The organism is Leptospira brenneri (genome assembly GCF_002812125.1).
In the GTDB taxonomy this organism is placed as follows: Bacteria; Spirochaetota; Leptospiria; order Leptospirales; family Leptospiraceae; genus Leptospira_A; species Leptospira_A brenneri.
Genome location: NZ_NPDQ01000003.1, coordinates 140,100 through 165,768, shown reverse-complemented (window position 1 = coordinate 165,768; position 25,669 = coordinate 140,100). Strand labels below are relative to the sequence as shown.

24 protein-coding genes and 1 tRNA gene are annotated in these 25,669 nt (G+C 38.7%); 11 read left to right on the top strand and 14 right to left on the bottom strand.

The genetic code is table 11. The features are described from left to right. Positions 1-17: 17 nt before the first annotated feature. The 3 genes from CH361_RS07410 to CH361_RS07400 all read right to left on the bottom strand — a co-directional run bounded on the left by CH361_RS07410 (position 18) and on the right by CH361_RS07400 (position 2,916). Positions 18-953 carry an NAD-dependent epimerase/dehydratase family protein gene (locus CH361_RS07410; RefSeq protein WP_100790194.1) on the bottom strand — a complete coding sequence of 312 codons (936 nt, stop codon included), beginning with the start codon at positions 951-953 and terminating at the stop codon, positions 18-20. Positions 954-1,154: 201 nt separating this feature from the next. Further along, complete coding sequence (locus CH361_RS07405) at positions 1,155-1,907, bottom strand: SDR family NAD(P)-dependent oxidoreductase (RefSeq protein ID WP_100790193.1); 753 nt, start codon at positions 1,905-1,907, stop codon at positions 1,155-1,157. A 169-nt stretch (positions 1,908-2,076) separates the two neighbouring features. Further along, on the bottom strand, positions 2,077-2,916 hold the full coding sequence (locus CH361_RS07400) for an SDR family NAD(P)-dependent oxidoreductase (RefSeq protein WP_100790192.1): 840 nt from the start codon (positions 2,914-2,916) through the stop codon (positions 2,077-2,079). A 396-nt stretch (positions 2,917-3,312) separates the two neighbouring features. Here CH361_RS07400 and CH361_RS07395 point away from each other — a divergent pair, with 396 nt between their 5' ends. The 4 genes from CH361_RS07395 to CH361_RS07380 all read left to right on the top strand — a co-directional run bounded on the left by CH361_RS07395 (position 3,313) and on the right by CH361_RS07380 (position 9,160). After that, entirely contained in the window at positions 3,313-6,666 is a 3,354-nt protein-coding gene (locus tag CH361_RS07395) for a PAS domain S-box protein (RefSeq protein ID WP_100790191.1), read from the top strand. Next, positions 6,656-7,648 carry an HD domain-containing phosphohydrolase gene (locus CH361_RS07390; protein WP_100790190.1) on the top strand — a complete coding sequence of 331 codons (993 nt, stop codon included), beginning with the start codon at positions 6,656-6,658 and terminating at the stop codon, positions 7,646-7,648. Before CH361_RS07395 ends, CH361_RS07390 begins: the two co-directional genes overlap by 11 nt. 40 nt (positions 7,649-7,688) lie before the next feature. Further along, positions 7,689-8,549, top strand: a complete 861-nt coding sequence (locus tag CH361_RS07385; RefSeq protein ID WP_100790189.1) for an AraC family transcriptional regulator — start codon at positions 7,689-7,691, stop codon at positions 8,547-8,549. A gap of 122 nt (positions 8,550-8,671) precedes the next feature. Continuing rightward, positions 8,672-9,160, top strand: a complete 489-nt coding sequence (locus CH361_RS07380; RefSeq protein WP_100790188.1) for a GyrI-like domain-containing protein — start codon at positions 8,672-8,674, stop codon at positions 9,158-9,160. Between the two features lie 23 nt (positions 9,161-9,183). Here CH361_RS07380 and CH361_RS07375 read toward each other — a convergent pair whose 3' ends face one another. Further along, positions 9,184-9,915, bottom strand: a complete 732-nt coding sequence (locus CH361_RS07375; protein ID WP_100790187.1) for an aldose epimerase — start codon at positions 9,913-9,915, stop codon at positions 9,184-9,186. A 66-nt stretch (positions 9,916-9,981) separates the two neighbouring features. Further along, positions 9,982-10,626 (bottom strand): class II aldolase/adducin family protein, encoded by a 645-nt coding sequence (locus CH361_RS07370; protein ID WP_208861406.1) that lies wholly within the window; start codon positions 10,624-10,626, stop codon positions 9,982-9,984. A 123-nt stretch (positions 10,627-10,749) separates the two neighbouring features. Here CH361_RS07370 and CH361_RS07365 point away from each other — a divergent pair, with 123 nt between their 5' ends. The 3 genes from CH361_RS07365 (at position 10,750) to CH361_RS07355 (ending at position 14,022) form a co-directional block, all read left to right on the top strand. Further along, positions 10,750-11,442 carry a TetR/AcrR family transcriptional regulator gene (locus tag CH361_RS07365; protein WP_425268673.1) on the top strand — a complete coding sequence of 231 codons (693 nt, stop codon included), beginning with the start codon at positions 10,750-10,752 and terminating at the stop codon, positions 11,440-11,442. A gap of 202 nt (positions 11,443-11,644) precedes the next feature. Next, positions 11,645-13,519: a SpoIIE family protein phosphatase gene (locus tag CH361_RS07360; RefSeq protein WP_100790185.1), complete on the top strand. Its 1,875-nt coding sequence runs from the start codon at positions 11,645-11,647 to the stop codon at positions 13,517-13,519. A gap of 212 nt (positions 13,520-13,731) precedes the next feature. Beyond that, positions 13,732-14,022 carry a hypothetical protein gene (locus CH361_RS07355; protein WP_100790184.1) on the top strand — a complete coding sequence of 97 codons (291 nt, stop codon included), beginning with the start codon at positions 13,732-13,734 and terminating at the stop codon, positions 14,020-14,022. A gap of 99 nt (positions 14,023-14,121) precedes the next feature. Here the strand turns inward: CH361_RS07355 and CH361_RS07350 are convergent, their stop codons facing one another. Together CH361_RS07350 and CH361_RS07345 are read right to left on the bottom strand one after the other, a co-directional pair. Next, a complete protein-coding gene (locus CH361_RS07350; RefSeq protein WP_244279691.1) occupies positions 14,122-14,940 on the bottom strand; it encodes an SDR family NAD(P)-dependent oxidoreductase in 819 nt (272 codons plus the stop codon). Next, complete coding sequence (locus tag CH361_RS07345; RefSeq protein WP_100790183.1) at positions 14,937-16,367, bottom strand: flavin-containing monooxygenase; 1,431 nt, start codon at positions 16,365-16,367, stop codon at positions 14,937-14,939. The genes CH361_RS07350 and CH361_RS07345 overlap by 4 nt, the downstream gene beginning before the upstream one ends. Positions 16,368-16,502: 135 nt before the next feature. Here CH361_RS07345 and CH361_RS07340 point away from each other — a divergent pair, with 135 nt between their 5' ends. Continuing rightward, positions 16,503-17,156, top strand: a complete 654-nt coding sequence (locus CH361_RS07340; RefSeq protein WP_100790182.1) for a TetR/AcrR family transcriptional regulator — start codon at positions 16,503-16,505, stop codon at positions 17,154-17,156. A 35-nt stretch (positions 17,157-17,191) separates the two neighbouring features. Here the strand turns inward: CH361_RS07340 and CH361_RS07335 are convergent, their stop codons facing one another. After that, positions 17,192-17,866 carry a CDP-alcohol phosphatidyltransferase family protein gene (locus CH361_RS07335; protein ID WP_100790504.1) on the bottom strand — a complete coding sequence of 225 codons (675 nt, stop codon included), beginning with the start codon at positions 17,864-17,866 and terminating at the stop codon, positions 17,192-17,194. A gap of 103 nt (positions 17,867-17,969) precedes the next feature. Between CH361_RS07335 and CH361_RS07330 the strand changes: the two genes are divergently transcribed. Beyond that, positions 17,970-18,046 (top strand) — tRNA-Asp (locus CH361_RS07330). Positions 18,047-18,060: 14 nt separating this feature from the next. Here the strand turns inward: CH361_RS07330 and fliG are convergent. After that, entirely contained in the window at positions 18,061-19,080 is a 1,020-nt protein-coding gene (gene fliG, locus CH361_RS07325; RefSeq protein ID WP_100790181.1) for a flagellar motor switch protein FliG, read from the bottom strand. Between the two features lie 130 nt (positions 19,081-19,210). On the opposite strand from fliG, the gene CH361_RS07320 reads away from it, so the two are divergent. After that, complete coding sequence (locus CH361_RS07320) at positions 19,211-19,420, top strand: hypothetical protein (RefSeq protein ID WP_002973897.1); 210 nt, start codon at positions 19,211-19,213, stop codon at positions 19,418-19,420. A 23-nt stretch (positions 19,421-19,443) separates the two neighbouring features. Here CH361_RS07320 and CH361_RS07315 read toward each other — a convergent pair whose 3' ends face one another. From CH361_RS07315 to pdhA, 3 genes are read right to left on the bottom strand one after another with little or no spacing between them, the layout of a single operon-like run. Then, positions 19,444-20,781, bottom strand: coding sequence for a pyruvate dehydrogenase complex dihydrolipoamide acetyltransferase (locus CH361_RS07315; protein ID WP_100790180.1), 1,338 nt, complete (start codon positions 20,779-20,781; stop codon positions 19,444-19,446). 10 nt (positions 20,782-20,791) lie between these two features. Next, complete coding sequence (locus CH361_RS07310) at positions 20,792-21,766, bottom strand: pyruvate dehydrogenase complex E1 component subunit beta (RefSeq protein WP_100790179.1); 975 nt, start codon at positions 21,764-21,766, stop codon at positions 20,792-20,794. Then, positions 21,767-22,753, bottom strand: a complete 987-nt coding sequence (gene pdhA / locus CH361_RS07305; RefSeq protein ID WP_100790178.1) for a pyruvate dehydrogenase (acetyl-transferring) E1 component subunit alpha — start codon at positions 22,751-22,753, stop codon at positions 21,767-21,769. It lies immediately after the preceding gene. Between the two features lie 106 nt (positions 22,754-22,859). On the opposite strand from pdhA, the gene CH361_RS07300 reads away from it, so the two are divergent. Then, complete coding sequence (locus CH361_RS07300; protein ID WP_100790177.1) at positions 22,860-24,143, top strand: hypothetical protein; 1,284 nt, start codon at positions 22,860-22,862, stop codon at positions 24,141-24,143. A 153-nt stretch (positions 24,144-24,296) separates the two neighbouring features. Here CH361_RS07300 and CH361_RS07295 read toward each other — a convergent pair whose 3' ends face one another. Next, a complete protein-coding gene (locus CH361_RS07295; protein WP_244279681.1) occupies positions 24,297-24,581 on the bottom strand; it encodes a hypothetical protein in 285 nt (94 codons plus the stop codon). A 53-nt stretch (positions 24,582-24,634) separates the two neighbouring features. Then, the gene (gene fbp / locus CH361_RS07290; RefSeq protein ID WP_100790176.1) at positions 24,635-25,669 is read right to left on the bottom strand and encodes a class 1 fructose-bisphosphatase; all 1,035 of its coding nucleotides are present in this window, start codon (positions 25,667-25,669) and stop codon (positions 24,635-24,637) included.

Genomic DNA, 25,669 nt, shown 5'->3' with positions numbered 1-25,669 from the left:
AAAGAATCTTGCGGCGTTTAAATTACCGTCCTATTTTCCTTTCTAATTTCTTCCATTCCTTGGCGATACGATGTTACAGGGAAATTCGGAAATCTAGTTTTGAATTTAGTAGAAATAAATAGGTTATGATGTTCATACCTAGGAAGTAATTCTTGCACTTCTTTTAGTTGTTTGTTAAAGAGAGATCCTAGTTTCAAAATAAATTTGGGAAGAACAGAATAGGGAAGTTCTTTTTCGTAAACTTCGGATGCCAGACTAATGAATTCTTTGTAAGTGAGTCTATTGTCATCGCAAGGTAGATGCCAGGTCTCGTTGTATGTGTCTGGACTGTTTCCTATAAGCGCCATAGCCTTACTGGCATCAGGTGTCCAGATTAAGGTTCGTAAAGTATCATCCTTTAGGAACACCTTCAAGTTTTTATCTTTTTCTATATTTCCAAAGATCATGGAATTGGTGATACTTTGTGTTTTTCCTGGTCCGTAAAATTCTGGGGCTCTACAAATCACGGCTTCTATTTTTTTTGTTTTCATTTCTTCCAAAAGCATGGAGGTAATTTCGGCTCTTACTTTTCCTTTGGGGCCAACTGGGGCAAAGGCCGTTTCCTCCGTGAGTGGCTCGTCATTTTGCGGGTACATATAAGTATTATCAAAGAATACCAGTTTGGTTTTGTGTTTTTTGCAAGCTTCGATGACATTTCGCATCATGATCGGAAATTGTTTGATCCATAATGTTGTATCCATTGGCAAACCAACCGTCAGATAAGCGATTGTGCTTCCTTTCACTGCAGAATCCGTTTGTTCTTTGCCCAGTAAATCAGCAGGAAAAAGGAAATCTGTATCATGAACCTTCTTGGGATTTCTGCTCACAAGACGAATCTCTGAGGTATAATTTCTTTTTAGTTCTTTTGTTAGTTCTTCTGCAATTTGTCCGTTGGAACCCAGTATTGTTTGCATAGTGTTAGCTCTTTTTAAAGTTCTTTCTCGAAATGATGTTTTCTGTTGGTATATTGATCTCGCCTAAACCAAATTTACTTTCGATCTAGGATTTCATTTGGTGCATCGTCTGGAGATTAGACCTAGCCAACCATCAATTTGAAAAAAGAGTCAGACTTTCCTACCAGTTGCTAGATCACAAAAAACAAACCCAATACTCCTCTAACTTCTGGTTCCCCCATCCACCCGGTAGACCGAACCCGTGATAAAACTAGATTCCTCTGAGGCTAAAAAGGCAATGAGGTTTGCGACTTCCGATGGTTTGCCAAGCCTTCCCATAGGAATGTTTTTTTCCATGGCTTCTTTTCCTCGTTCTCCTGCCACATCTAAAATAGCAGTTTCTGTCCAACCGGGGCAAACCGCATTGATCCTGACTCCAAACCGTGCTACTTCTAAGGCACCTGTTGTTGTGAGTTCGACAACTCCCGCTTTTGCTACGCAGTAGGGCCCAAGAGAAGGTGAGGCACCAAGTCCAGCAATGGATGCAACATTGATGATAGATCCGCCTAAACGATCAGCAAGCATGGCTTTGGTGGCATATTTTTGGCACCAGAATACGCTTGTTAAGTCCATTAGAATCAGACGGTTCCAAACTTCAGTTGTCACCTTATGCATAAATGTCGGTTTGTTCGCAATACCGGCATTGTTTACCATAATATCCAAACGTGAGTTCCTTGATTTGAAGGTCTCGACTAGAGTAATGATTTCTTCTTCTATGGTAACATCACATTTGATAAATTCAGAAGATCCTCCTAAAGATTCTATTTCTTTTACAGTGGCATGACCTTCTGTTACATTGATGTCTGATACAATGACATGAGCACCTTTTTTTGCGAGTAAAAGGGATGTTTCTTTTCCGATTCCAAGTGCTCCACCAGTGACAATTGCGCTTTTATTTAGGAGTTGTTTTTCCATTTCAAAAACATTTGGATTGAAAGAAAAAATTGCAACAAAAAACCTTAAGGAATATAATTATATGGCAATTGAGTAGACTGATCGGTTTTCCATAATTGGAGACTAATTAGTCTACTTCTTCTTGGTGCAAAGTTTTCGGTAAGTTTGTGTAGGATTGAAGTGTTCTATTTTATAATCCTAAGGCCTTTCTCACTAAAGATTCTCTGGTTTTGACTGGAAGTATTTTAGTTAAAAGATAATCTCTAAACCAACTTTGATAGATTACATACCTTGGTTTTGGATTTTTCTTTGTTAAAGCTAAAATGATTTTCTGAATTACTGAGTCCATTGGCGGACCATTTTGAAAGGACAACTCAGCTTTTTGTAAAAAAATCTGTAATGGTTTTTGATAGACACTCATAGAAGATGATTTTTTTAAATCGTTTTGAATTTTGGCTGACATAGGAGTCCGTATCATCGATGGAGCGACTACAACCACTTTGATTCCCAAACAGTGGTATTCCATTCTCATCACTGAAGATAAAGCCTCCACTGCAAATTTACTAGAGGAATAAGCACCGTTAAAAGGAAGCGTACGTTGACCGGCAGTAGAACTAATGTTGATGATCCGAGGTTTTTTTGCTTTGATTAGATACGGAAGAAAGGCTCGAGAAACATTGTGTAATCCGACAACATTTACTTGTAACAAATTACTAAACTCATTAGATTCTAAATCGCATAATGGGCCATTCGAAACGATTCCAGCAACGTTTATCACTGCTTTCAATGGTTCATCATTTAGAATTTCTTTCACTGATTTTACGGATTTTAATACGCTATTTTCATCTCTTATATCCAGTATGATTGGATGGAAGGAAATACCTAGTTTCTCTTTGGTTTGAGTTGCCTCTTCTTTATGAATCACTGTTCCAATGACTTTGTAATTTTCTTTAATTAAATGTTCTGAGAGAGCGTAACCGATTCCAGAGCCTGATCCAGTGACTAGTATATATTCAGATGAGTTTAGCATTACGAATCCTTTTTGTTTTAATCGTTACCAACTAATTTAATGCAATACAAGGGAGTTTGGATTGAATGATTCCGGTATTGATTCTAATTTTTAAGAGATTCGATTTTTGATTCGGATTTCATTCGTATCCTTTCTTGTGTTGATGTATCGACCGAATGGATTTATGCATTTTTTGGATTTATATGTTAATGAGTTCGTTTGTTTTTCTCTAAAATAAAGCACGGGAATCTTCATTTGTATTTTATGAGCTTTTGGTCCATAATATTTGCTACAAATGTGTGACCAATTAGTGTATGTACGAAAATAGCGAATTATAAATTAGAACTAATCTAAAATGTGACTATCCAGATTGTCTCTAAGTAAATGATAGGAGAAAGTAGTGACTGGAAACTATCTATGGGTATCGATTTTCTAAACCATTTTTTCATTTTTGAATCTGATCATTTGATTTTTGTCGAAGGCAGTTATAATTATTGGTTGGTAACTCTTTCCATATTTATTTCTATTTTTGCCTCTTGGATATCTTTGTATATGCTCAGTCGTTTTTCAAACGTTGAGAATCAATATTCTAGGTTGGCCATTCTTTTTACTTCCAGTTTGTCGATGGGTGGAGCTGTTTGGTCCATGCACTTCATTGGAATGATGTCTTTTGATCTATGTACAAAAGTCACTTACCATAAATCGGTAACAATTTTATCGATACTTCCCAGTTTTTTTGCTTCTTACTTTGCCTTACAAACTTTAAATAAAAAGAGAATTAGCCGGAGGGAACTGATCTCCGTTGGTACTCTCGTTGGTGCAGGAATTGGATTTATGCATTATATGGGAATGGCCGCGATGGAAATGCGACCAAGGCTAATGTATGACCCATATTTGTTTTTAGTATCACTATTTGTTGCGATATCCTTAGCGATCCTATCCATATTGATTCAATTTCGTTTAAAGAATTCAAATCTAAAAATTTCGACCTTTTATTTAACATTAATTAGTGGAGTTGTCATGGGAAGCGCGATTTCAGGAATGCACTACACTGGAATGGCTGCAGCTAGGTTTGTGTTAGACCCTGGTGAAATTTTAGACACTTCCTATTCTGATCAATTGTTTATGGTCGCACTCATTGGGTTTGGAAGTTTTTTTGTGATCGGTTCTGCAGTTGTTACAATTGCTTTTATCAGTTATAAAGATCTTTTTCAAAATCTTTTAAGGAGTGAATCCAGATTACGAGCCATTATCGAAACAGCTGCCGATGCAATTGTCATGATCAATACAAAAGGAATCATTCAAGAATTTAACATCACAGCAGAAAAGATGTTTGGATGGAAGGCGGGTGAGATCATTGGAAAAAATGTTAGTATTTTGATGCCAAATCCATATCAGGATGAACATAACGATTATCTATCCAATTATCTAAAAACCGGCGAAGCAAAAATTATTGGGGTTGGGAGAGAGGCTATTGCGATTCGCAAAGATGGAGTCACTTTTCCAATTCGATTGGCCATTGGGCATACGAAACTTCCCCAAGATGATATTTTTGTTGGATTCATTAGTGATATTTCGGAACGAATTAAAATTGAAAAAGCTCTTAAAGATAATGAAGAGCAGATGCGATCATTTATCCAAAATATTCCAGGTGTGGTTTATCGATGTTTGGTAGATGAATATTGGACAACCGTTTTTATGAGTGATTCAATATTGAGTTTAGCAGGATATTCCGCGAGCGACTTTTTAGAACCAAATCGAAAGTTAACATACTCGGAACTCATCCATCCGGATGATAGGGCGCATGTTTCAAATATCATACAAAACGCAATTGCAACATCAGATACATTTGTCTTAAATTATCGCATCATTCAAAAATCTGGAGATATTCGTTGGGTTTTAGAATACGGTGGTTTAGTTTTAGATGAAAACAAAAATGTTAAATTTTTAGATGGAGTGATTCTGGACAACACAGATAGAAAGATGATTGAAGAGGCTCTCATCGAATCTAAAGAAAAAGCGGAAATGGCTGCCATAACCAAAACAACTTTTTTAGCCAATATGAGTCATGAAATCAGAACTCCAATGAATGCAATCATTGGTTTTACTGAAGTGTTGTTGTCGGGTGATTTGATTGGGAATCAAAAAAATCATTTAGAGACAGTGAAACAATCAGCAAAATCATTGTTACGACTACTGAATGATGTTTTAAATTCAGCAAAACTCGATCGTGGGGCAGTGGAACTTGAAATCATTGACTTCTCACTAATTTCCCTTGTAGACCAAGTATGTTCCACTATGGGAATTGAAGCAAAACGAAAGGGTTTAGAATTCCAATATGAAATCGATAAAAGTTTGGATGAGTACTATCGGGGTGATAGCCTTCGCATTCGACAAATACTAACTAATTTAATCGGTAATGCAATTAAGTTCACAAAGGATGGATTCATCCGTTTATCGATTACTTCAAAAGATGGAAATATATTGTTCCATATCAAAGATACGGGAATCGGAATTGCAAAAGACCGGATGGATAAAATTTTCGATCCATTTACGCAAGCTGATGTGTCCATGAGTAGAAGATTTGGTGGAACAGGACTAGGGACCACCATTTCAAAACAATTGGTTGAACTCATGAAAGGTAAAATCTGGGTAGAAAGTGAACTAGGATTTGGAACTGAATTTTTTGTCTCTTTACCTCTTCCAAAAGGAAAACCAATATTAGAAATAAACGAAAAAATTCAAATTGATTTACCAAATTTAAACGTACTGATCGTTGACGATGTCAAACAAAACGTTGAACTCATTCAGTTACTAATGGCTTCCAATGGTCATCAAGTTGAAATCGCCAGAAACGGATTAGAAGCATTATCCTTATTCAAATTAAAACAATTTGATTTGGTATTAATGGACATTCAGATGCCTGAGATGGACGGATTGGAAGCAACCCGTCAAATTAGGAAACTAGAGGAAACAAATTCGAAACATACACCGATCATTGCTTTGTCAGCCAGTGTATTTGAAGAAGACAAACAATCTGCGAAGGAAGCAGGTATGGATGGATTTGTTTCAAAACCAATAGATATCCAGGATTTATTTTTTGAAATTAAAAAGTTAATTTATGGTAATACCGAAAAACTCAGGAAACAAATCGGAAATTCTTCCAAAGAGGAAAATTTTCAAATCAAACGTGGGATTTCTGTTTTTGGTTCAAAAGAAAAATATTCAAGTATGCTTAACGGGTTTTATACGGATTTTGCAGATGAAGTTGAAAATCGTTTCAATGAATTTGGAAATACTTCCCAAGACAATGAGTTTATTCATAAATTAAAAGGTGTATCTTCTAATTTAGGCATTCAAGACATTTCAATAATTTGCCAACAATTAGAAGAAAAATCACAAAGTGTTCGATTAGACAAAAATGATTGGCAACTATTAAAGGAAACCTTTGAAAATTCCCATTTAAAATTTAAGGAAGAGTTTAAAACTGAATTGGTTTCTAAATCGTTAGAACCAGTGCCTTCCAAAATACTTTCAACGGAAGACAAAAATATTATCTTTACTTTAGTAGACTCATTAACTCATTCATTTTCACGCGGTTCCGTCGACCAAACTGATTGGAAAAAGTTAAACGAAATTTTGGCTGGAACTAATTATTCTAAAAATCTTACTGAAATTGAAACTTTTATCTTTCAATTCGAATTTGAAAAAACAATACAAAAATTAAAAAACCTAACTGTTCAAATTTCTGGAGATTCTGGTGGAAATTAGCGATAAACCAAAAATACTCATCGTCGACGATGAACCAACTAACTTACAAATATTAAATGAAATTTTGCAAAATGATTATACACTTTTATTTGCAAAAGATGGATTAAAAGCCATTGAGCTTGCGGAGTCACAAGAACCAGATTTGATTTTACTTGATGTGATGATGCCCGAAATGACTGGCCACGAAGTTTGTACTGTTCTTAAATCAAAAGAAAAAACAAAGTTCATTCCCGTAATTTTTGTGACCGCATTAACGGATGTTGGTGATGAAGAAAAAGGATTTCAATTAGGTGCTGTTGACTATATTATGAAACCTGTTAGTCCACCGATTGTAAAAGCCAGAATTAAAAACCATCTATCACTGGTTGATGTGAATGAAGTAAAGGCCACTCGGTTACAAATTGTCCAACGTTTGGGGATGGCGTCCGAATATAAAGACAACGAAACGGGAATGCATGTGATTCGGATGAGCCACTATTCTCAAACCTTGGCACTCGCTTACGGGTATTCTTCTGAGGCGGCTGAAGAAATTTTGAATGCGGCTCCTATGCATGATGTTGGTAAGATTGGAATCCCTGATTTTATCATTCAAAAACCTGGGAAACTCAGTCCAGAGGAATGGGAAATTATGAAACGCCACCCGGAAATTGGAGCTGAAATCATAGGAGATCATAACTCGAGCCTTCTAAAACTAGCGAAGTCGATAGCCATCACCCATCATGAAAAATATGATGGAACCGGGTATCCTTATGGGTTGAAAGGTGAGAGTATTCCTTTAGAAGGCAGAATCATTGCCATTGCCGATGTGTTTGATGCTTTAACAACGGAAAGACCTTATAAAAAGGCTTGGGAAGTCGATACCGCTATCGAATTTTTAAAGAAAGAATCGGGAACCCATTTTGATCCAGTTCTTGTGAACCAGTTTATTTCTGTATTACCCAAAGTCCTTGAAATTAAAAAACAGTGGCCTGAAGAAACTTAAGAATACAAAATAAAATCTCTCCTGTTTTTGGTTAAAACCTATGGATTATTATGACCACATCCAACTTGCGATCAATTTCATTGAAAAGCATTTAACGGAAAATATAACGGTGGAAGATGTTTCTAAAAATGCCTTCCAATCCAGATGGCATTTCCAACGTATCTTCCGGTATGTAACCGGATACTCTGTTTACACCTATTTAAAAAAACGAAGACTTACGGAAGCGGGTAATGATTTGATTTTAGGAAAAGATAAAATCATTGATATCGCTTTTAAATACCATTACGCAACTCCCGAATCTTTTTTACGAGCTTTCCGGACAGAGTATGGAATGAATCCTTCTGATTACAGAAAAGAATTGGAGCACAGAAATTTCGGTAAATTGGAAATTGAACCTTTGAGAGATGGAATTAGAATCGATGGTTCCCAAATCAAAACTCATATCGTTACCAAAAATGAATTTTTTCTTATGGGGAAGGTCCATAGAACCACGATGCAGAAATGCCAAAATGAAATTGATATTCCTAAATTTTGGGGAGAATTTATTGGAAATGGTTTGATGAATGGAATTCCCAATCGAATGGGAGATTCTCTTCTGGGGATCTATACAAACTGGGATTATGCGGAAAATTTTGATGTTCTCATTGGTTCAGTTGTCAGAAAAGAATCCGAGGTTCCTCCTGGGTTTGTTTTGCATCGAATGAAACCTGCAAAATATATGGTTTTTACCGTTCCTGGAAATCAAAATCATGATATTCTGAATGGATGGAAATACATCTACGGAACTTGGATGCCAAACACGGGATTTGAGCGCGAGTTTAGTGATGATTTTGATTTGTTTGATGACCGCTTCCAATCGGAAACAAAACCCGAATCAGAAATCTATATCCCTATCAAATAGGATTTTTGTTTCAAACACCGCAAATTTTAGAGCTTCATCTTCCTCTCGAATTTCTTTTTTGATTTTGATAAAAAAGCACAAATAGTCAAGATCCTGGTTTTCCTTTCAGATAAGATGGGACCATGAAAAACAAAGTCGTTCAGAAAATTGAATTAAATCCTATCACATTAGTGGGAATCAAAACTCGCACATCAAATGCAGCGGAAATCTCAGGGAACGGAAAGATTGCCGCCCTTTGGGGACAGTTCTTGGGAGAAGGGATATTATCTCAGATTCCCAATAGAATGAATCCATCGGAATGGATGGCAGTGTATACAGAATTTGAATCGGATGAAAACGGTGAATATACGATGTTTATTGGAGCCGCCGTTGAAAGGATTGAATCTTTACCACCCAATCTTTTTTCTCTTCAAATTCCGAGATCAGAGTATACCAAAGTTTCAACTGATTGGGGTCCGATTACTAACATCGGACTTGAGGCCTGGAAAAAAATTTGGTCTGAAGAAGAGTATAGAAAAAATAGATCGTATATTGCTGACTTAGAAATTTATGGGGTCGATGCAATAGACCCCAATCATTCTAGGTTTGATATTTATTTAGGTATCAAATAAAGGAATTCTAAAGTTTAAAAACTTTAGTAAGCTTTAAACCCTGTCGGTGCTTGGCCAAGAGCATAGGCCCGACTTGCTTTTTTTTCATCCTTTATGAGTCGGCTTTTGGCAATGAATCGAACCCACCATGGAATGCTTCGAATCGGGCTTCCTGTCGAATGGGCGAGAAGATAGGCTTTGGAACATTTTTCAATTAACTCACAATTATAAATGGCTTTGTCTCGAGTTACGCTTGTAATCACAACATTGTCTTCATCCAGAAATGCATTGGCTCCATTGAGGAGAATCGGGCTTTTTTCTGCAGAACCGTCTATATGTTTTGGGATCGCGACAACAGGTGCACCTAACTGGCGACATTGTTCGTCAAAAACGAGGGGAAGGGGATGGTCCAGTGTTTTCAGTAAAGAACTCCAAACTGGTTGAAATGAAGCAACGGCACCTATATCTGGTCTTAAAGAATAGATACTTGCATGAAACCGAATTAGATTTAATGTTTCATCACTGATCAAATGAATCCTTAAAGATTCGGTAGGATTCTCAATTTTATATTCTGTTATTTCTACTTTTGATTTTTTTCCTTCTTCGCGATGCATGAGAAGGAAACTTCCTTTACCTGGGAGTCGGAAAGAAAGGTCTGCTTTATGATCTTGTAATAGACCTTTCGTTTCCAATCGATGCCATAAACTTTTTAGTTCCTGTTCGTCTGAAGATGTAATTTGTTTCGGATTTTTTTTTGTAAGAATATTCGATTTCATGTTTATACCTTTTTTATTTGGTTGTTACCATTCACAGAATCTGCATAAGGTTTTTCTTTTTTATTGTTACAGTGCCGATAGTAACTGTTGTTTCATCGGAATTGTCATATGAGATAAATTCGTATTTGTTTCAATTCTGGTTCGAAGAAAACGTGCTGCTTCTTTCTCGATTAACTTTACATTCTCGATTGCTTGCTCTAGTGTAAACGCTCCACAAACAATTCCGTGGTTTCTCAGTAGATAACCATTTGTTTCGGTATTGATTCTTTTTCGAAAAGCACTTACGAGAAAGGAGGTACCTGAGGGTGCGTAAGATACAGACCTTAAGTAAGAACCAATATTCTTTTTTCCTTCTGTAGAAGTAATCTCCATATCTAAACCAAGAAGAGTGACGGCACTTGCCAGTGGTTGATGAGTGTGTAAACTCACTTCGAGTTCTGGTCTTAATGTGAAAAACGAGGCATGGATCCCACTTTCGGTAGTTGGTTGTTTGGTTCCTTCTACCATTTTGAGACTTTTGATTTCTAAGATACAAAGGTCTTCTGGTTTCATTGTATAATAATCAGTGGCAGAGGGAGTAACCGCCATAAGTTTAGAATCAATTCTGACTGCTAAATTTCCACCAACACCTGCTAAAAATCCTAAATCAGCTAACTTGATACAGGCGGAAAGCATGGACTTCCGAACTGTTTCTATTTTTGAATCTTTCATCGATATTTCCTTCTCCAGAATGGATCAAAATCAAAACCCGACATCTGTCGATTATAAAATATAACAAATTGGGCATTTGTCGAGTATTTTTCACCTTAATAGATAATTTTTGCTTGAAATTCAATGAAAACTCGGCATTTGTCGATGGCAATGCGAAAACAAAGAAGAAAAGAAACCCACCAGAAGAAATCTCATCCCATACCCGTGGATGAAAACTCAGATGAAGGTCGAATCGGTGGCCGTAGAAAGATCCTTCTCCAGGCTCTCCGGGAACTTTTGCGAATTGAAGAACCAGAAGCAGTGACTTATGCAAAGGTTTGTGTTCGTGCCAAAATTCCGAGAGCTTCCGCGTATCATTTTTTTCCGAATATTGGAGCCATGTACCTGGGGCTACGATTGGTTCATGCGGATCTTGTTTCTGCCAGGTTGGAAGGAGTGGATACATCTGAATTTGAAACTTGGCAAAGTTATGTGTATTTCCTTGCTAGGGAGGCCGCCTCTGTTGTAAGAGAAGATAGGTCACTGATCAGAGTGGTTTATGGAGTTCGAAATGAAGAGACGATGCATATAGGCAAAACTTTAGATTCCACCATAGTCAAGATTGCTCTATCGCAGGTGGAGGAAAGGTTTCGATTGCCAGAAGTACCTGATATAGCAAAAAAGATTGGGATTGCAGTTTCACTGATTGATTCTGTTTTTCGTTTTTCCTTTCGAGAAGGAGGAGATATCTCTGATGAGATGGTGAGTGAAGCGGGAAGGGCAGCTGTCGCTTATTTACGATCTTACCTCCCTGAATACTTACCACCTAGGAAATAAAATTTCTTCCGATCGTTCGGAGGACTAAAGTATTTTGTTTTGGATTCTTTTTGATACCCTACTTTTAAAAAATAATCGACAATTGTCGGTTTTTTGTCATATTACCCCTTACATTCCAAGGTAAGCAGCTTTGACCGACCCGTTTGATTTGGGTAAGAATCTGCAACTCACCTTCGGATTTTTTTTCTAAGGGAGAGATCCGATGCGTGAAATCAATGTATTTGTGATGCAAAGAAAGTTTTCAAAGTTGTTTGCAGACCTTGTTTCCTTTGTTCTCGGATCTCAAGAAAAATTTGTTATGCGCCACAGGATCCTAAACGGAACTCTCCTCGCGGGAATCATTGCCATGGGAGTGGGCCTTAGTTCTGAATTCTTTCGAGAAGGATTTGAAATGGGTGGCCTCATCGCTTTGTGGGTAGCATTTGGTTTTGCTTGTATTTTTTATTATCTAGCAAGGTTCCAAAACAAATTTCAAAGCCTCATCCTTCCTACTTTTATCATCAGTTCGCTTACTTCATTTTTGCAGATTCAATACAGTGGTGGGATTGTCAGTGCCAACCTGATGTTACTTGCTCCTATCTTGGTTTTGAATATGCTCATTCTCGGAAAAAAATTTGATTGGTTGGCAATTGTATTTTTTGTCTCCGCCGTTTTTGTTTTGAATTCCATACAAACCTATCACCCTGAATGGTTTTTTGATTATTCCACTGACAAAGCGAGGCGTGAAGACTTTCTCATCACAGGCATTTCGATTTTATTTTTACTGGGACTTATGTTACGCACCCTCAACCGCTCTTATGAAGATGCCATCGGTGAGGTGAGTCGTTTGAAATACCAACAAGATGGAGATTATTATCTCACTTCACTTCTCATTCGCCCGCTATCAGGAATTCGAATTCATTCTCAAACAGTGGAATTCCAAACCTATATCAAACAAAAGAAATCATTCCAGTTTAAGAGTCGGGAGTATGAACTCGGTGGTGATATCTGTGTTGCCGACCAAATTGTCCTTCGCGGTCGCAGTTATTCTGTATTTGCCAATGGGGATGCCATGGGAAAATCCATGCAAGGAGCCGGTGGGGTTCTTGTTTTTGGAACAGCCTTTCGAGCCCTTGTGGAAAGAACTCATAGAGAAGGAATTTTATCTGGATACTACCCTGAACGTTGGTTGCATACAGCTCTCAGTGATCTCAATGATGTTTTTGAAGGATTTGACGGTTCTATGTCCATGTCTCTCCTACTTGGTTTGGTTGATGAGGAAAATGGATTTTTATACTACATCAATGCAGAACATCCCTTTCCCATTCGTTATCGAGATGGAAAGGCAAGTTTTCTTTCTGAAGAGGCTACCAATTTCAAATTGGGGATGCATAAAGACAAAGCAAGGATCGAAACCTGTTGGATTCGTCCAGGAGACACCATTATTCTTGGTTCTGATGGGAGAGATGATCTCAGTATTGGCTTTGATGCTAAGGCCAATCGTGTGATCAATGTAGATCATACCTCTATTTTACGCCAAGTGGAGGAAAGTAGTGGAGACATTGAATCTCTTGGAAAACGCCTTCAAAAAGTGGGTGAATTGACAGATGACCTTTCCTTACTCAGCATTCGGTTCCGCTTTCAATCTGCCGAGGATATGAAACTTCATGAAAACGAACTACAAGAATCAATTCGTTTGATCCAGAAAAACAATTATAAGGAAGCCCTTAATTTGCTTAAAGAGTATGCGGAGATTCACGGCTCTGACCCGGCAGTATGGAAATTATTGTACCGAGTGTATCGTAAACTGGAGAAACCGGCAGAAGCGGGTCTTGCAGCTGAGAATTTTTCGAATCTCCATCCCTCTGGACTCCAAATGATCCTCGATGGAGCCATTCAATATGCAAAAGCAAACTTAATTGGAGAGGCAATCGACATGGCAGAACGGATTTACAGTCGTAAACCTGAGGTAATTCCCGTGATCAGGATCCTAAGCAGACTCTATCAAAAGTCAAAACGTCCTGATAAAGCAGAAGAATACCAAAAAGAAATCCATCGTTTACAAAATGACCGCCTAAAATCAGAAGAAACAGGATGAATCCGTATTTAGGGGTTAGGTGAATTGATCTTACCAATTTTTAAGGGTTATGATTTTGATCTTCTGTAGATAAATTCATTAAACTAGAATCATTTTCAAATAAATGAGTCATGTTTTATCATACAAAAAAAAATGAATTTACTTTTAATAATCCTAGCTTTGATATCGTACCCAGAAGGAAGATTTGATATTATCTTCATAAGGTTACACGTATGGAAGAAAACGAAACAATAGAAATACCACAGATTCAAGAAGAACCTGCTCCGGAAGTGGCAGTAGTGGTTAAAAAAGCAGCTCCTAAGAAGAAAAAAGCCGCAAAAAAGAAAGCAGCTAAGAAAAAAGCTAAAAAAGCGGCTCCTAAAAAGAAAAAGGCAGCTAAGAAGAAGAAAGCGGCAAAGAAAAAAGCTAAGAAAGTAGTCGCTAAAAAGAGACCTGCGAAAAAGAAAACTGCTAAGAAAAAAGCAGCGAAGAAGAAAGTCGCAAGAAAGAAAAAAAGACGTTAATTACGTAAGATTGGGATAATAGAACCTCCAAAGCAATGTATTTAGCTTTGGAGCTATTATCCCATTCATTTGCCTTCCACTGATCTCAAGTAAATTAGTTTATTTGATTCCTTTTGACTTTAGCCACTTTTGTTTCTGACTTTCCCCATACCATTTGAGAAGTGGTGATAATTTCCCCATAAGCCAAGGGAAAATGGCTACAAGTCTTGAGACTAGCCCATCAGAATACGGTACATAAATTTCCAACGTCCCTTTTTTTATCCCTTGGAGAACTGCTTTCGCCACTGCATCTGGTGGTTGTACTGGATTGATCCAATTGAGAACAGTTCCGCCATTTAGTGCCTCATGTAAAAGCATAGGTGTGTCCACAGCTGCAGGATAAATTCCAGAAACCTTAATATTGGTATTTTTTAGTTCTTCATAGAGTGCGGTTAAAAAACCTCTAAGACCAAATTTACCTGCTGAATAAATGGAAGAATCAGCCAAGGCAACAATGCCACCGATCGACACCACCGAGACAATGGATCCTTGGCCTTGTTTCAGCATTAGTGGTAAAATTCCATGAATGATTTGAATCGGACTTAGTAAATTGATCCAAATTTGCCTATTTATATCTTTCAATGATTGGCTCGTAAAAGGTCCTTCTTTTGTATACCCTGCATTATTGATTAAAACATCAATAGACGGACAGTCTCTTTGGATGTTTTGAACTAACTTTTGGATATCATCAGGATTCGTTTGGTCACAGACATAAAACTTTGGATTTCCTTTCAAAAGCCCTTTGATTCTTGTCATTTTCTCTAAGCTAATATCAGAAAGTAACAATTGATAACCTTCATCTTCTAATCTGATGGCAATTGCTTCCGCAATGGCTCCGCCCCCTCCGGTAATCAGAGCAAATTTATGATTCTGATTCATTTTGATTCTCCCGTAGATGGGAGTGTCTCTGATTTTAAACTTGATTGGTTTGATTTTTTTAAGAAATGAAACTGGCCTGGACTCAGTTCTTTCCATCCCATTTTCTTTTGAATTTTGGCTCTGTAATTTTTATAGGCGACTTGGTTCACATAAACGGAATGTCTGCCAGTATTTAAATAGTGAATATTTCCGTTTAAAGGCGGTGTGTCCGATTTTATGTATTTTGAAAATCGAATTGCCGATGGATCAGATTTCCGTTTTGATTCAATGTAAGATGCGATTAAATTCGCCATTTCATCAAACATTTTGTAAGCACCGCCGTCAGTTTCCATATAACCTAGAGCATATAAGTTTTCAAAGTTTCGATTGAATAAGGTTAAGTAGAGATCTGGCCTACCATGTTTCCATTCGAAATATTTTTGATCCATGTATGGGATAGACCAGTTATATCCAGTGGCAAGGATAATGATGTCTATTTTTTCTTTAGACCCATCTTTGAACACCACTGAATCACCTTCTAGTTTTTGAATGTCCGGTTTTGCAATGACATCCCCATGTCTTAAATTATGTATTAACTGATCGTTGATGATTGGATGAGTTTCAAATATCTTATGATCAGGTGCAGGCAAACCAAGTTTTGTTAAATCACCGACGATCAACTTCAACAATTTCCCAAATACCAATTGAGATATCCAGTTTGGAATCCAATGAGCTCCGTCTCCAAATACATCTGCAGGTTGTCCGAAAATATGTTTTGGTATAAAATGATAACCTCTTCTAACACTAATAAATGCTTGGTTAGCATTGGCTCCTGCATCGCAAGCAATATCACAACCAGAGTTTCCAGCACCAACAATCAATGTGCGTTTCCCACGAAATATGTCTGGCGATTTATAGTTTACACTATGTAATATTTGTCCGGTAAAACTATTTTCTCCTTCTAAATTAGGTTGGTTCGGTGACCAAGTAATTCCACTGGCGCAAACGATTCCTCCGAATATATACTTTTCCTTGGAACTTGTTTCTACAAACCAAAGGCCATCCTGTTCTTTTATTTCGCTAATTGATGTATTAAACTGAATGGAAGGGTAGAGGCCAAATGTTTTGGCAAATTCTCTGTGGTATTTTAAAATTTGCCTATTGGATGGATAATCTGGATAGTCATCAGGCATTGGGAAATCAAAATAACTGGATAAATATTTTGAAGAGATAAAGTGAGCGCTTTCATACATGGGAGATCCTGGATTATGAATGTCCCAAATTCCACCCACATCGTTATGTTTTTCAAAAACCTGAAATGGTATCCCTTTTGAAAGTAGGGATCTTGCCATAACAAGGCCAGCTGGCCCCGCACCAACGATACAAATTGTATCTGATTTATCTATAATTCTATTAGAGTCAGATTGATTGTTTTTTACAGGATCCATTTTCCCCTCGTTTTTTAATATGATCAATGATCACGTTTATTGGATCATTGATCATATTTTGGAATGAGTCAAGATCTAAATTGAAATTAAGAAAAAAAGAAGTGCAAATAAACGCAAAAAAAATCTCCTTTTCCTATGAGTCTCGAGTTCAAAGTCCCCGTTCAAAGCAGAAGCCGAGATCGAGTGGAACTCATTTTAAAAACAGCAAGGGACTTAATTGGTGAAAAAGGAATCGATGCCGTAAGTATGCGGGAAATCGCCCAAACCGCTGGAATTCAAATTGGATCTTTGTACCAATACTTCCCGGGAAAGAGCGTTTTATTATTAACAATCATGAATCAATACTATGATTCCTTGTATGAAGAAACAAAAAAAATCTTAGAGCCTGTGCAGACAATTTATGAATTGGAAATAGCTTCTGAAAAAGCTTTTAAACAGTTTGTTTCTATATTTCAAAAAGATCCAGCACTGGCCAATCTCTGGGCGGGTGCCAGGGCCATACCTGAATTAGTTTCCGAGGACAATCGCGATACCTATCGAAATGCTGACTTAATCGTAAAAACTACTTTGCGTTGTCTTCCGAACTTAAAGGAATCGGAAATCCGACCTTTCGCATTGTATTTTAGTCACACCCTTGGAATGGTCATTCGGTTTGTTCGGGAAATTGATGGGGAACATGGCAAAGCGGTTATGAAGGAAACATTAGAAATTCTCAAACTAAAACTAAGAGTATATGAAAAATTGGCCAAACAAAAATCAAAACCCAAAAAGGTGATTCACAAAAACTAAGAAAAAAACATTTTGAAGATTTTGGAAAAGGTAATTTATATCTTTTGGTATTTCTTTGCTTGTTTTTTGTTTTCTGGATCAAGTTCAATTGCTTCTGGATGGAAAACAATATTCCAATACCGAAGGATATAAGCAAGGACACCTGCTGATAAAACAAAGATCAGCACATAAGCTGAGATTTCAGGATGGAGTAAAAAAGGATAGGGTGCTCCGAACTGTAAGAAGTAAGGTAAAGACATATACCAAATGACAGAAACGGCCACGATCCCCACTCCAAATTTTCCCCACCAGTTCGGTCTACCTTGCAAACCTCTTTTTAAATACAAATACCCGCCAAGCCAAACACCAAGAACTTCTCGGATGAAGTAAACAATGAGGATCCAACTGGGAAAATCAAAATGAATGGTAACAACAAAAAGTCCTCCTAAGGTTACGAATTTATCGCAAACTGGATCTAAGTATCTACCGAGAGTTGTTTCTTGGTGGAGGAGTCGAGCAAAGAGCCCATCTAAATAATCACTAAAAACGGCAGCGAGTGCGTAAAATATGGAAGCAAATAACTCTTTTAAGTTTGCCGGATCATGTGCATAGGTATAAGTGCTCTGGAAAAAAAAAGGTAATAACAACACTCGAGAAATAGAGAGAAAGTTGGAAAGGGTAAAGATACGATCCTTGAAAAGATCTTTGGCTTTTTTTTCTTCAATTTGCATAGAACCAATACCAGATTCTAAAAATTCTAACGAAAGGCAAGAAAACAAATGAAAACAGTGTTGACTCTCGGGGTCGATTCTATAGTTTGGTTTTTATTCCGATGGAGTTGTAGCTCAGTTGGTTAGAGTGCCTGCCTGTCACGCAGGATGTCGCGGGTTCGAGCCCCGTCAACTCCGCCATCGGTTTTTCCCCTTTATTCTATATACTCTTCTTTTTCCTTCTTAAACAAAATCTGATTTTCTTCTTCTAAAACCCTTGCCACTTGTACAATTTTACTTCTTGCTTCGTTAATCTCTCGTAAGGTGACTCGGGGTTTCATATCCAGAGCATCTAAAATATCTTCTGATCTATTTTGGCTCATATTGTTTAAGAATTTTTTTCGAATTTCATCACCAGCTCCACGGATGGCAAGAGAGATTGCCGTATCATCGGCGAGCCTGTTGATGAGGATTCGCATTTCTTTATTATCAAGTGACAAGATATCTTCGAAAGTATAGAGTTTTTCACGCACTTGGTCGGCCACATCGGGAGAGGATTCTTCTAATTCCGAAAGGATGGTTTCTTCTGCCCCTTTTTCCATAAAGTTCAAAATGTTCGCAAGGACATGAGCACCACCGGCCTCGGAGTATTCCTGTTTGTCCCTTTCTTCGTATCGTTTCTTTAAGATACGGGCTATGTTTTGGATCACATCGGGATGGGTTTTGGATGTGGTGGCGAGTCGTACTGCGATCTTCGCCTGTTCTGGTTTGGGAAAGAGTTTCAAAACATCGGCTGCTTTTTTCGGATCTAAATGAGAAAGGGTTACGGCAATGATCTGAGGAGATTCTGTCCCAAGCATTCCTTGTAAAACAGAGGGCTCTACTTGGTTTAAAAATTCAAAATCGTTCTTTGTTTCTTCTTTATGGATCTTCTTTAAGATCACATTGGCTTTTTCTGTTCCCACAGTTTGTTCTAGAAGGGATTTTGCGGTAGAAAGTCCACCGGAAGTGGTATCGTTTAAGTCTTCAATGGTATTATGAAATTCTTTGAGAATGACTTCTCTTTCTTCTTTGGATATGGATCTGATTTTGGACATTTCCAGAATCACAGCCTCAAGCATGGAGTCATCTAGGTGTTTTAGAACATCGGCAGCTCTTTCTTTGCCAAGGGATAAAAGGAGGAGGGCGGCTTTCCGTACGCCAGGCGTGGCAGCGGTTGTGTTCTCAGGCTTCATGTGACATAATTCTCCCGGTTTCCTGATACTGTCAAAAAAAACTTACGTAATGAGACAAAATTTTCTAAAGGTCTCATTAACTTCGTACGATACCCTTTGTAAGTTACAAAGATAAGGGAAACAAAACCAGATGGACAAAGCACATAAATTCAAAAACACACTCGAAAGATACATCCACTACCGTGGAATCGACATCGTTCTCCACCTAAAAGACGGACAAAGCATTGAACTCGATAAAAATCGCCAAATGATGGACGACGTTGTGATCGGGAACTTGGCAAATGGAGTGGTCCGTATCCCCATCGCCGACATCCAAAGCGCAGACTTTTTTGCCGCTTAATCCTAACTAAAAATCAAAAAGGTTCAAGCAAGACCTGCCATCAGGCTAGGCTCTTCTAAAAGGCTTTTTAAGGTTCTTAGGAATTCGGCCCCGACAGCACCATCGATCACTCGATGGTCGCAGGAAAGGGTCAGAGACAGAACTCTTCCTGCTACCACAGAACCATTTTCCACAACAGGTTTTTCTTCCACAGAACCCACTGCCAGGATTCCACTTTCTGGTTCGTTGATGATGGCCGTAAACCGACTGATTCCATACATCCCCAAATTGGAAATGGTAAAGGTTCCATCGGAAAACTCTTCGGGTTTTAGTTTCCGTTCGCGAGCTCGTTTGGCGAGTTCCTTTACTTCTTTGGAGATTTCCAAAACTGATTTTTTATCTGCATTTCGTATGACAGGCGTTAAGAGACCTCCATCCAAAGAGACCGCAATTCCGATGTCCACTCGACCGAATTGTAAAATGGAATCTCCTTGAAAACTAGCGTTTACCTTGGGATGGAATTTAAGGGCTGTTGCTGTTGCTTTCACGATGATATCATTTAAGCTGACCTTTACTTGGTCTTCTGGGCCTAAATGTTTTTGGAATTCCAAAAGTCCTGAACGAAAGGTTTCCAAACCTTTCGCGTTCACATCCACATTCAAATAAAAGTGGGGGAGATTTTGTTTTGATTCCGTGAGTCGTTTGGCAATGGTTTTACGCATTCCATTTAAGGGAACTACTTCATCGGGAAGGGGGGCTGATGTTCCGGACACTCGAGGGTTTGTTCCTTTGTTTAATGTATCCAGTACATCGTTTTTGGTGATTCTCCCTTCGGGGCCCGTGCCAATGACGGTATGTAAATCGATTCCGTGTTCGATGGCGATGGACTTCGCCAGTGGAGAAGCAAGAACACGTAAACTTCCTCGGTTGGAAGAAATTCCTGCACCAGCTCCATTTTCTCTCGTGATTTGCGTTTGAGGTTGTATGGATGCAGTGGAGGTTTCGTTCACTGGTTTCGTTATGGTCGGGTCTTGCTTTGGCTCTTGATTTACGATTTCCTTAGGAGAGGTTACTTCGGTAGTCAGACTTTGTGTTGGTGCTGCTTTTGGTGGAATTCCAGCTAACAGGGATGCGATGTCTTCTCCTGGTTTTCCAATCACAGCCAGTGCTACTCCGACTTTTAACTTGGCACCTTCCGTATGTAAGATTTTTAAAATCACACCGGATTCAAAGGCTTCCATTTCCATCACTGCTTTGTCTGTTTCTACTTCTGCGATGATGTCACCGGGAGACACAGAATCTCCTTCTTTTTTTAACCATTTCACAATGGTTCCTTCCTCCATCGTGGGCGAAAGTTGGGTCATTTCTTGGATTTTTGCCATTATGGTTCTCCTACTGTAACATCTCGCGGATGGTATCGGCAACTCTTGTTGCATTGGGCAAACTCATTCTTTCTAAGTTGGCAGCGTAAGACATCGGTACGTCCATTTGTGTGACTCGTTCTACTGGATGGTCCAAATAAGCAAAAGCATTCTTTTGGATAAGGTAAGCAATCTGTGCTCCAAATCCAGCGACTGGCCATCCTTCTTCTACAACCACGGCACGGTTTGTTTTTTTTACCGATTCGTAGATCAGATTTTCATCTAACGGACGTAAACTGCGTAAGTCCACAATCTCCACAGAGATTCCTTCTTTTTCTAAGATAGAAGCTGCTTCTTCCGCAAATCCGAGGGCCCTCGACCAAGTGATGAGGGTAATGTCAGTACCTTTCCGTTTAATTTCTCCCAGACCTAATGGGATTGTGTATTCCTGTTCCGGAACTTCTCCCTTGGAACCGTATAACACTTCTGATTCGATAAAGATTGTGGGGTTATTGTCCCTGATGGATGATTTGAGTAACCCGTAAGCATCTTTCGGTGTGGCAGGACAAACCACTTTGAGTCCAGGGCAATGGGCATACCAGGATTCAAAAGCTTGGGAATGTTGAGCGCCCAGTCTCCCTCCCGCACCACCGGCACCACGAAAGACAATCGGCATCGGGAACTGCCCGCCACTCATATAATTCATTTTCGCTGCGGAGTTGATGATTTGGTCAATGGCAACAAGAGAAAAATTCCAAGTCATAAATTCTATGATGGGACGTAGACCCACCATGGCAGAACCCACTCCAATCCCCGCAAATCCATTTTCGGAAATAGGTGTGTCAATCACTCGTTCTTCACCAAACTTATCCAGCATTCCTTGCGAAACTTTATAAGCTCCTTGGTAATGACCGACTTCTTCTCCCATCAGATAGATGGAAGGATCTTTTTCCATCTCTTCCACCATGGCTCTGTTTAGCGCCTCTCTATAAGTAAGGATGGCCATTTATTTATCCTCCGCATACACATGCTTGTGTAGTTGAGAAAGGGGAGGTTCCGGTGAGGTCTCAGCATACTCGTAGGCTTCTTCAATTTGAGTTTGGATTTCTAAATCCATTTTGTCCAATTCCTCTGTTTTAATACCACCTAATTCTAGTTCGTGTCTTGCTCGCATGAGAGGATCTTTCTTTTTATAAGCTTCCAATTCTTCCTTCGTTCTATATTTTGCAGGATCGGACATGGAGTGTCCGCGGAAACGGTAAGTGGAAACTTCAATGAGAGTGGGTCCTTCACCGCGCCTCGCTCGTTCCACCGCTACTTGCACGTGGTCTCTTACTTTTCTCACTTCATCGCCTTCGATATGGTCACGAGCCATGTCGTATGCATAAGCCCGAACCGAAACATCTTTGACTGCAAGAGCTCGGTATTCTGGTGTTCCCATTGCATAATGGTTATTCTCGCAAATAAAAACAACAGGGAGTTTCCAAATGGCCGCAAGGTTTAAGCCCTCATGGAAGGATCCAATATTGGCTGCACCTTCTCCAAAAAAACAAATGGTAACTGAATCTTCTTTTTTGAATTTGGAGGCAAAAGCAATGCCGGCAGCAAGAGAGATATGACCACCAACAATCCCGTGCCCACCCATAAAGTGAGCGTTACGGTCAAAGAAATGCATCGAACCGCCGTTACCTTTTGAAATTCCAGTTCCTTTTCCAAATAACTCTGCCATGAGAGGTTTTGGATTCAAACCTCTGGCCAAAGCATGGCCATGGTCACGATAAGTAGAAACAATATAGTCTTTCGGAGTTAGGGCCGCAATGGAACCAACTCCAACTGCTTCTTGGCCAATGTACAAATGTAAAAAACCGCCAATCTTTCCCACGCTATAGGCCTTGGCTGCGGCTTCCTCAAACTTTCGTATAAGTACCATTTGTCTGTAGAACTCTTTTAATTCGCTCACGGATTGTGAGTCTTTGGGGATAGAAGAAACCAAATAGAACCTCCAAAACCTCTAAAAAACTACACTATTTAGACGCAGAAGGAAAGCAAAAATCTTGCTCTCAGAGGGTATCCTATGAGACACTTTCTATAGGATAGTTATGAAAATTACGAATGCCGGTATCGAATTCTTAGAATTCAATGAATTTAAAAATTTTGCTGTTGATTATGATTTGTTAGGTTCTGTATCTCTTAGTGAACCTGTTGTTGGTAAAAATGGAAATATCCTAATCAAAGAAAAAGTTGCAATTAAAGAAAACATTTTAAATAAACTGGAAGGTATGGAAGGAAACTACATTCCTTCATTTAAATTAGCAATGTCCAAGGATTTGATGAGAATGCTTCGGATGGTTCTCTCCAAGGCTATTTTAAGTCGAATCGAAGACAGATCCAATGAATTTATTTTCCATTTGTATGAACAAAATGCGGAACGAATGGCAAGTTTGAAAGGTATCATTCAAAATTCTTTTTATTCAAAATCCCTGGCCTTATCTTTTTTCCGAATCCTACTCACTCATAAAGAGTTTTTCAACCATCTTGCTGACTTTGGACTTTTGAGTTTAGGCTCGGTCATTCAAAAACAATACGGTTTTAAAATGGTGAACCGTTTTAGTTTTTTAGCTGGTCTTTGTGCTGATATTTCTGTTTCTAAAGAAGGTTTATACAAACAAAGTTTTTTTGGATCTTCTTTAACTCCTGCGGTAAATCTTTCTTTAGAAATTGCAAGAAAACTTAACCTTCCGGAAGAAGTCATCAGTGCTATTAATAATCATGGCTCCAGTAATTTTGAAATTCCTGGGGTGGTTCCTGCCACAGTCAACGTTGAAGAACTTCGCAAACACCAACTCAACCAAGACTTATTGACAGGTAGTGGGATGGAAGATGATGCCAGTGATGATGAAGAAGAAGCTGGTGAGTATGCAGATGACACAGCAGAAGTGACACTGGATGCTTTAAAAATTGCACGTTATATCATTGAGAATTTAAAAGCGACGAATGATAAAGAACATGTTTCTGAGAAACTTCTTGTAATGTTTACTTACAATGCGGAGAAGGGAGTTTTTCGTAAAGACCTTGCCGATCCTATGATCCACCGGTTTAAAGAATTTGACCAAGCCATCAAAAGAATTCGCACGATTGCAGAGATAGAAAACAAATGTAAGTTCCAAACTTCTGCTTGGGCCTATCCCAAACCAAAAGCAGCACAGATTCTTTGCCGGGACAAAAATTACCAATGTCCGTGGATTGTGAATGGTTGGGATTTACGGATCATTTCTCCCCAAGATCCTTTCGGTCATATCGGAACCTCACTTGATGTGGGAACCTATCCTAAATGTGCTTTGGAAGAAGAACTCCATGCAAAGATTAAGTATTCGGAAAGTTAAAAGCGTTTTGTAAGGTTTGAATTTTTGATTTATTTTTTTACTTATTAGCCGGTGGGAAAGTAAATCAAAAATTTGTTTTTAGAAATGGAATCCTGTAGAAAATAAAAAACCAACCGTAAAAACGGTTGGTTCTCTTTTTACAGAAAAAGATGATTAGAAACCTGCTGGTTTTTTAATGTCTTTTGTTGCGTCTTTAATCGCGTTGTTCGCAGCTTTTTTAGCTTCTGCTTCTGCAGTTTTTACTGCTGCATCTACTTTTTTCTCTACTTCTGTAGTTACTTTTTTCGCTGCATCTTCAACAGTTTCGATTTTTTCTTCAACAACTGGTTCTTCTTTTTTGCAGAAAGCAAGTCCAGAAGCCATAGTTACACCAAGAATTAAAACGAGTAGTTTTTTATTCATTGAAAGTTTTCTCCTAAAATCTTTTAATTCTGCCAAAGCTACTCGATTACGATTTCCAATGAAAGAAATTTCTTTATTTCTTTAGAAAATTATCCCTTAGGAACAAATGTAAGGAATTCTTCTACTTCCTTCTTGCTTCCAATAATGAGCGTTGTTCTTTCATGTAGCTCTTTCGGACTGAGGTCCAGAATCCTTTCACCTTTTACCGTCACTGCCATTCCACCTGCCTGTTCGGCTATATAGGCCATTGGTGCGGCTTCATACAATAAACGTAATTTTCCATTCGGGTATTTAGAGGATTTTGTATCGTTAGGATATAGGAAAATCCCACCTTTGAGTAAGTTTCTATGGAAATCCGCTACGAGGGAACCGATGTAACGAGCAGTTTTCGGTTTTTTTCCTCCTTCGATGGACTTGATTTTTTGAAGGTAGGCCTGGACTTCTGGAGACCAATACGAGGCATTTCCCTCATTAGCAGAATAAATGTCCCCAGACTCTGGCATTTGCATATGGGGATGAGAGAGTAAAAATTCCCCCACACTTGGATCTAAGGTAAAACCGGAAACTCCCTTTCCAGTGGAGAGGACAAGCATGGTAGACGATCCATAAATGATATAACCAGCACAACGTTGTAAATGGCCTTTTTGGAGGAGGTCTCGTTCTTCCCCAGGTTCTTTCGAATTGGGTTCTAATCTTTGGTGGATAGAAAATATCGTTCCGATGGATACATTCGTGTCAATATTCGAGGATCCATCAAGAGGGTCGATCGCCATCGTGTACTTACCCATATTGTATCCACCAGGGATTGGGATGATATTTTCATGTTCTTCGCTGGCTAGGACACAAAGGTGACCACAAATTTTAAGAGATTGGTTGAAGGCATTGTCTGCGTATTGGTCCAATTTCATTTGGGTTTCGCCTTGGACATTGGTATCTTCGGTAGCACCAAGGATATCGTCTAGGAGTCCGGCCTTTCTGACTTCTCGACCTACAATTTTGGCTGCGTAAACGAGGTGGCTGAGTAGGGCGGTAAATTCTCCGGAGGCATGAGGGATTTTGAGTTGCTCTTCTAGAATGAATTGCGATAGAGAGATGAGTTTTTTTTGTTTCGGTGTTGCGTTCAC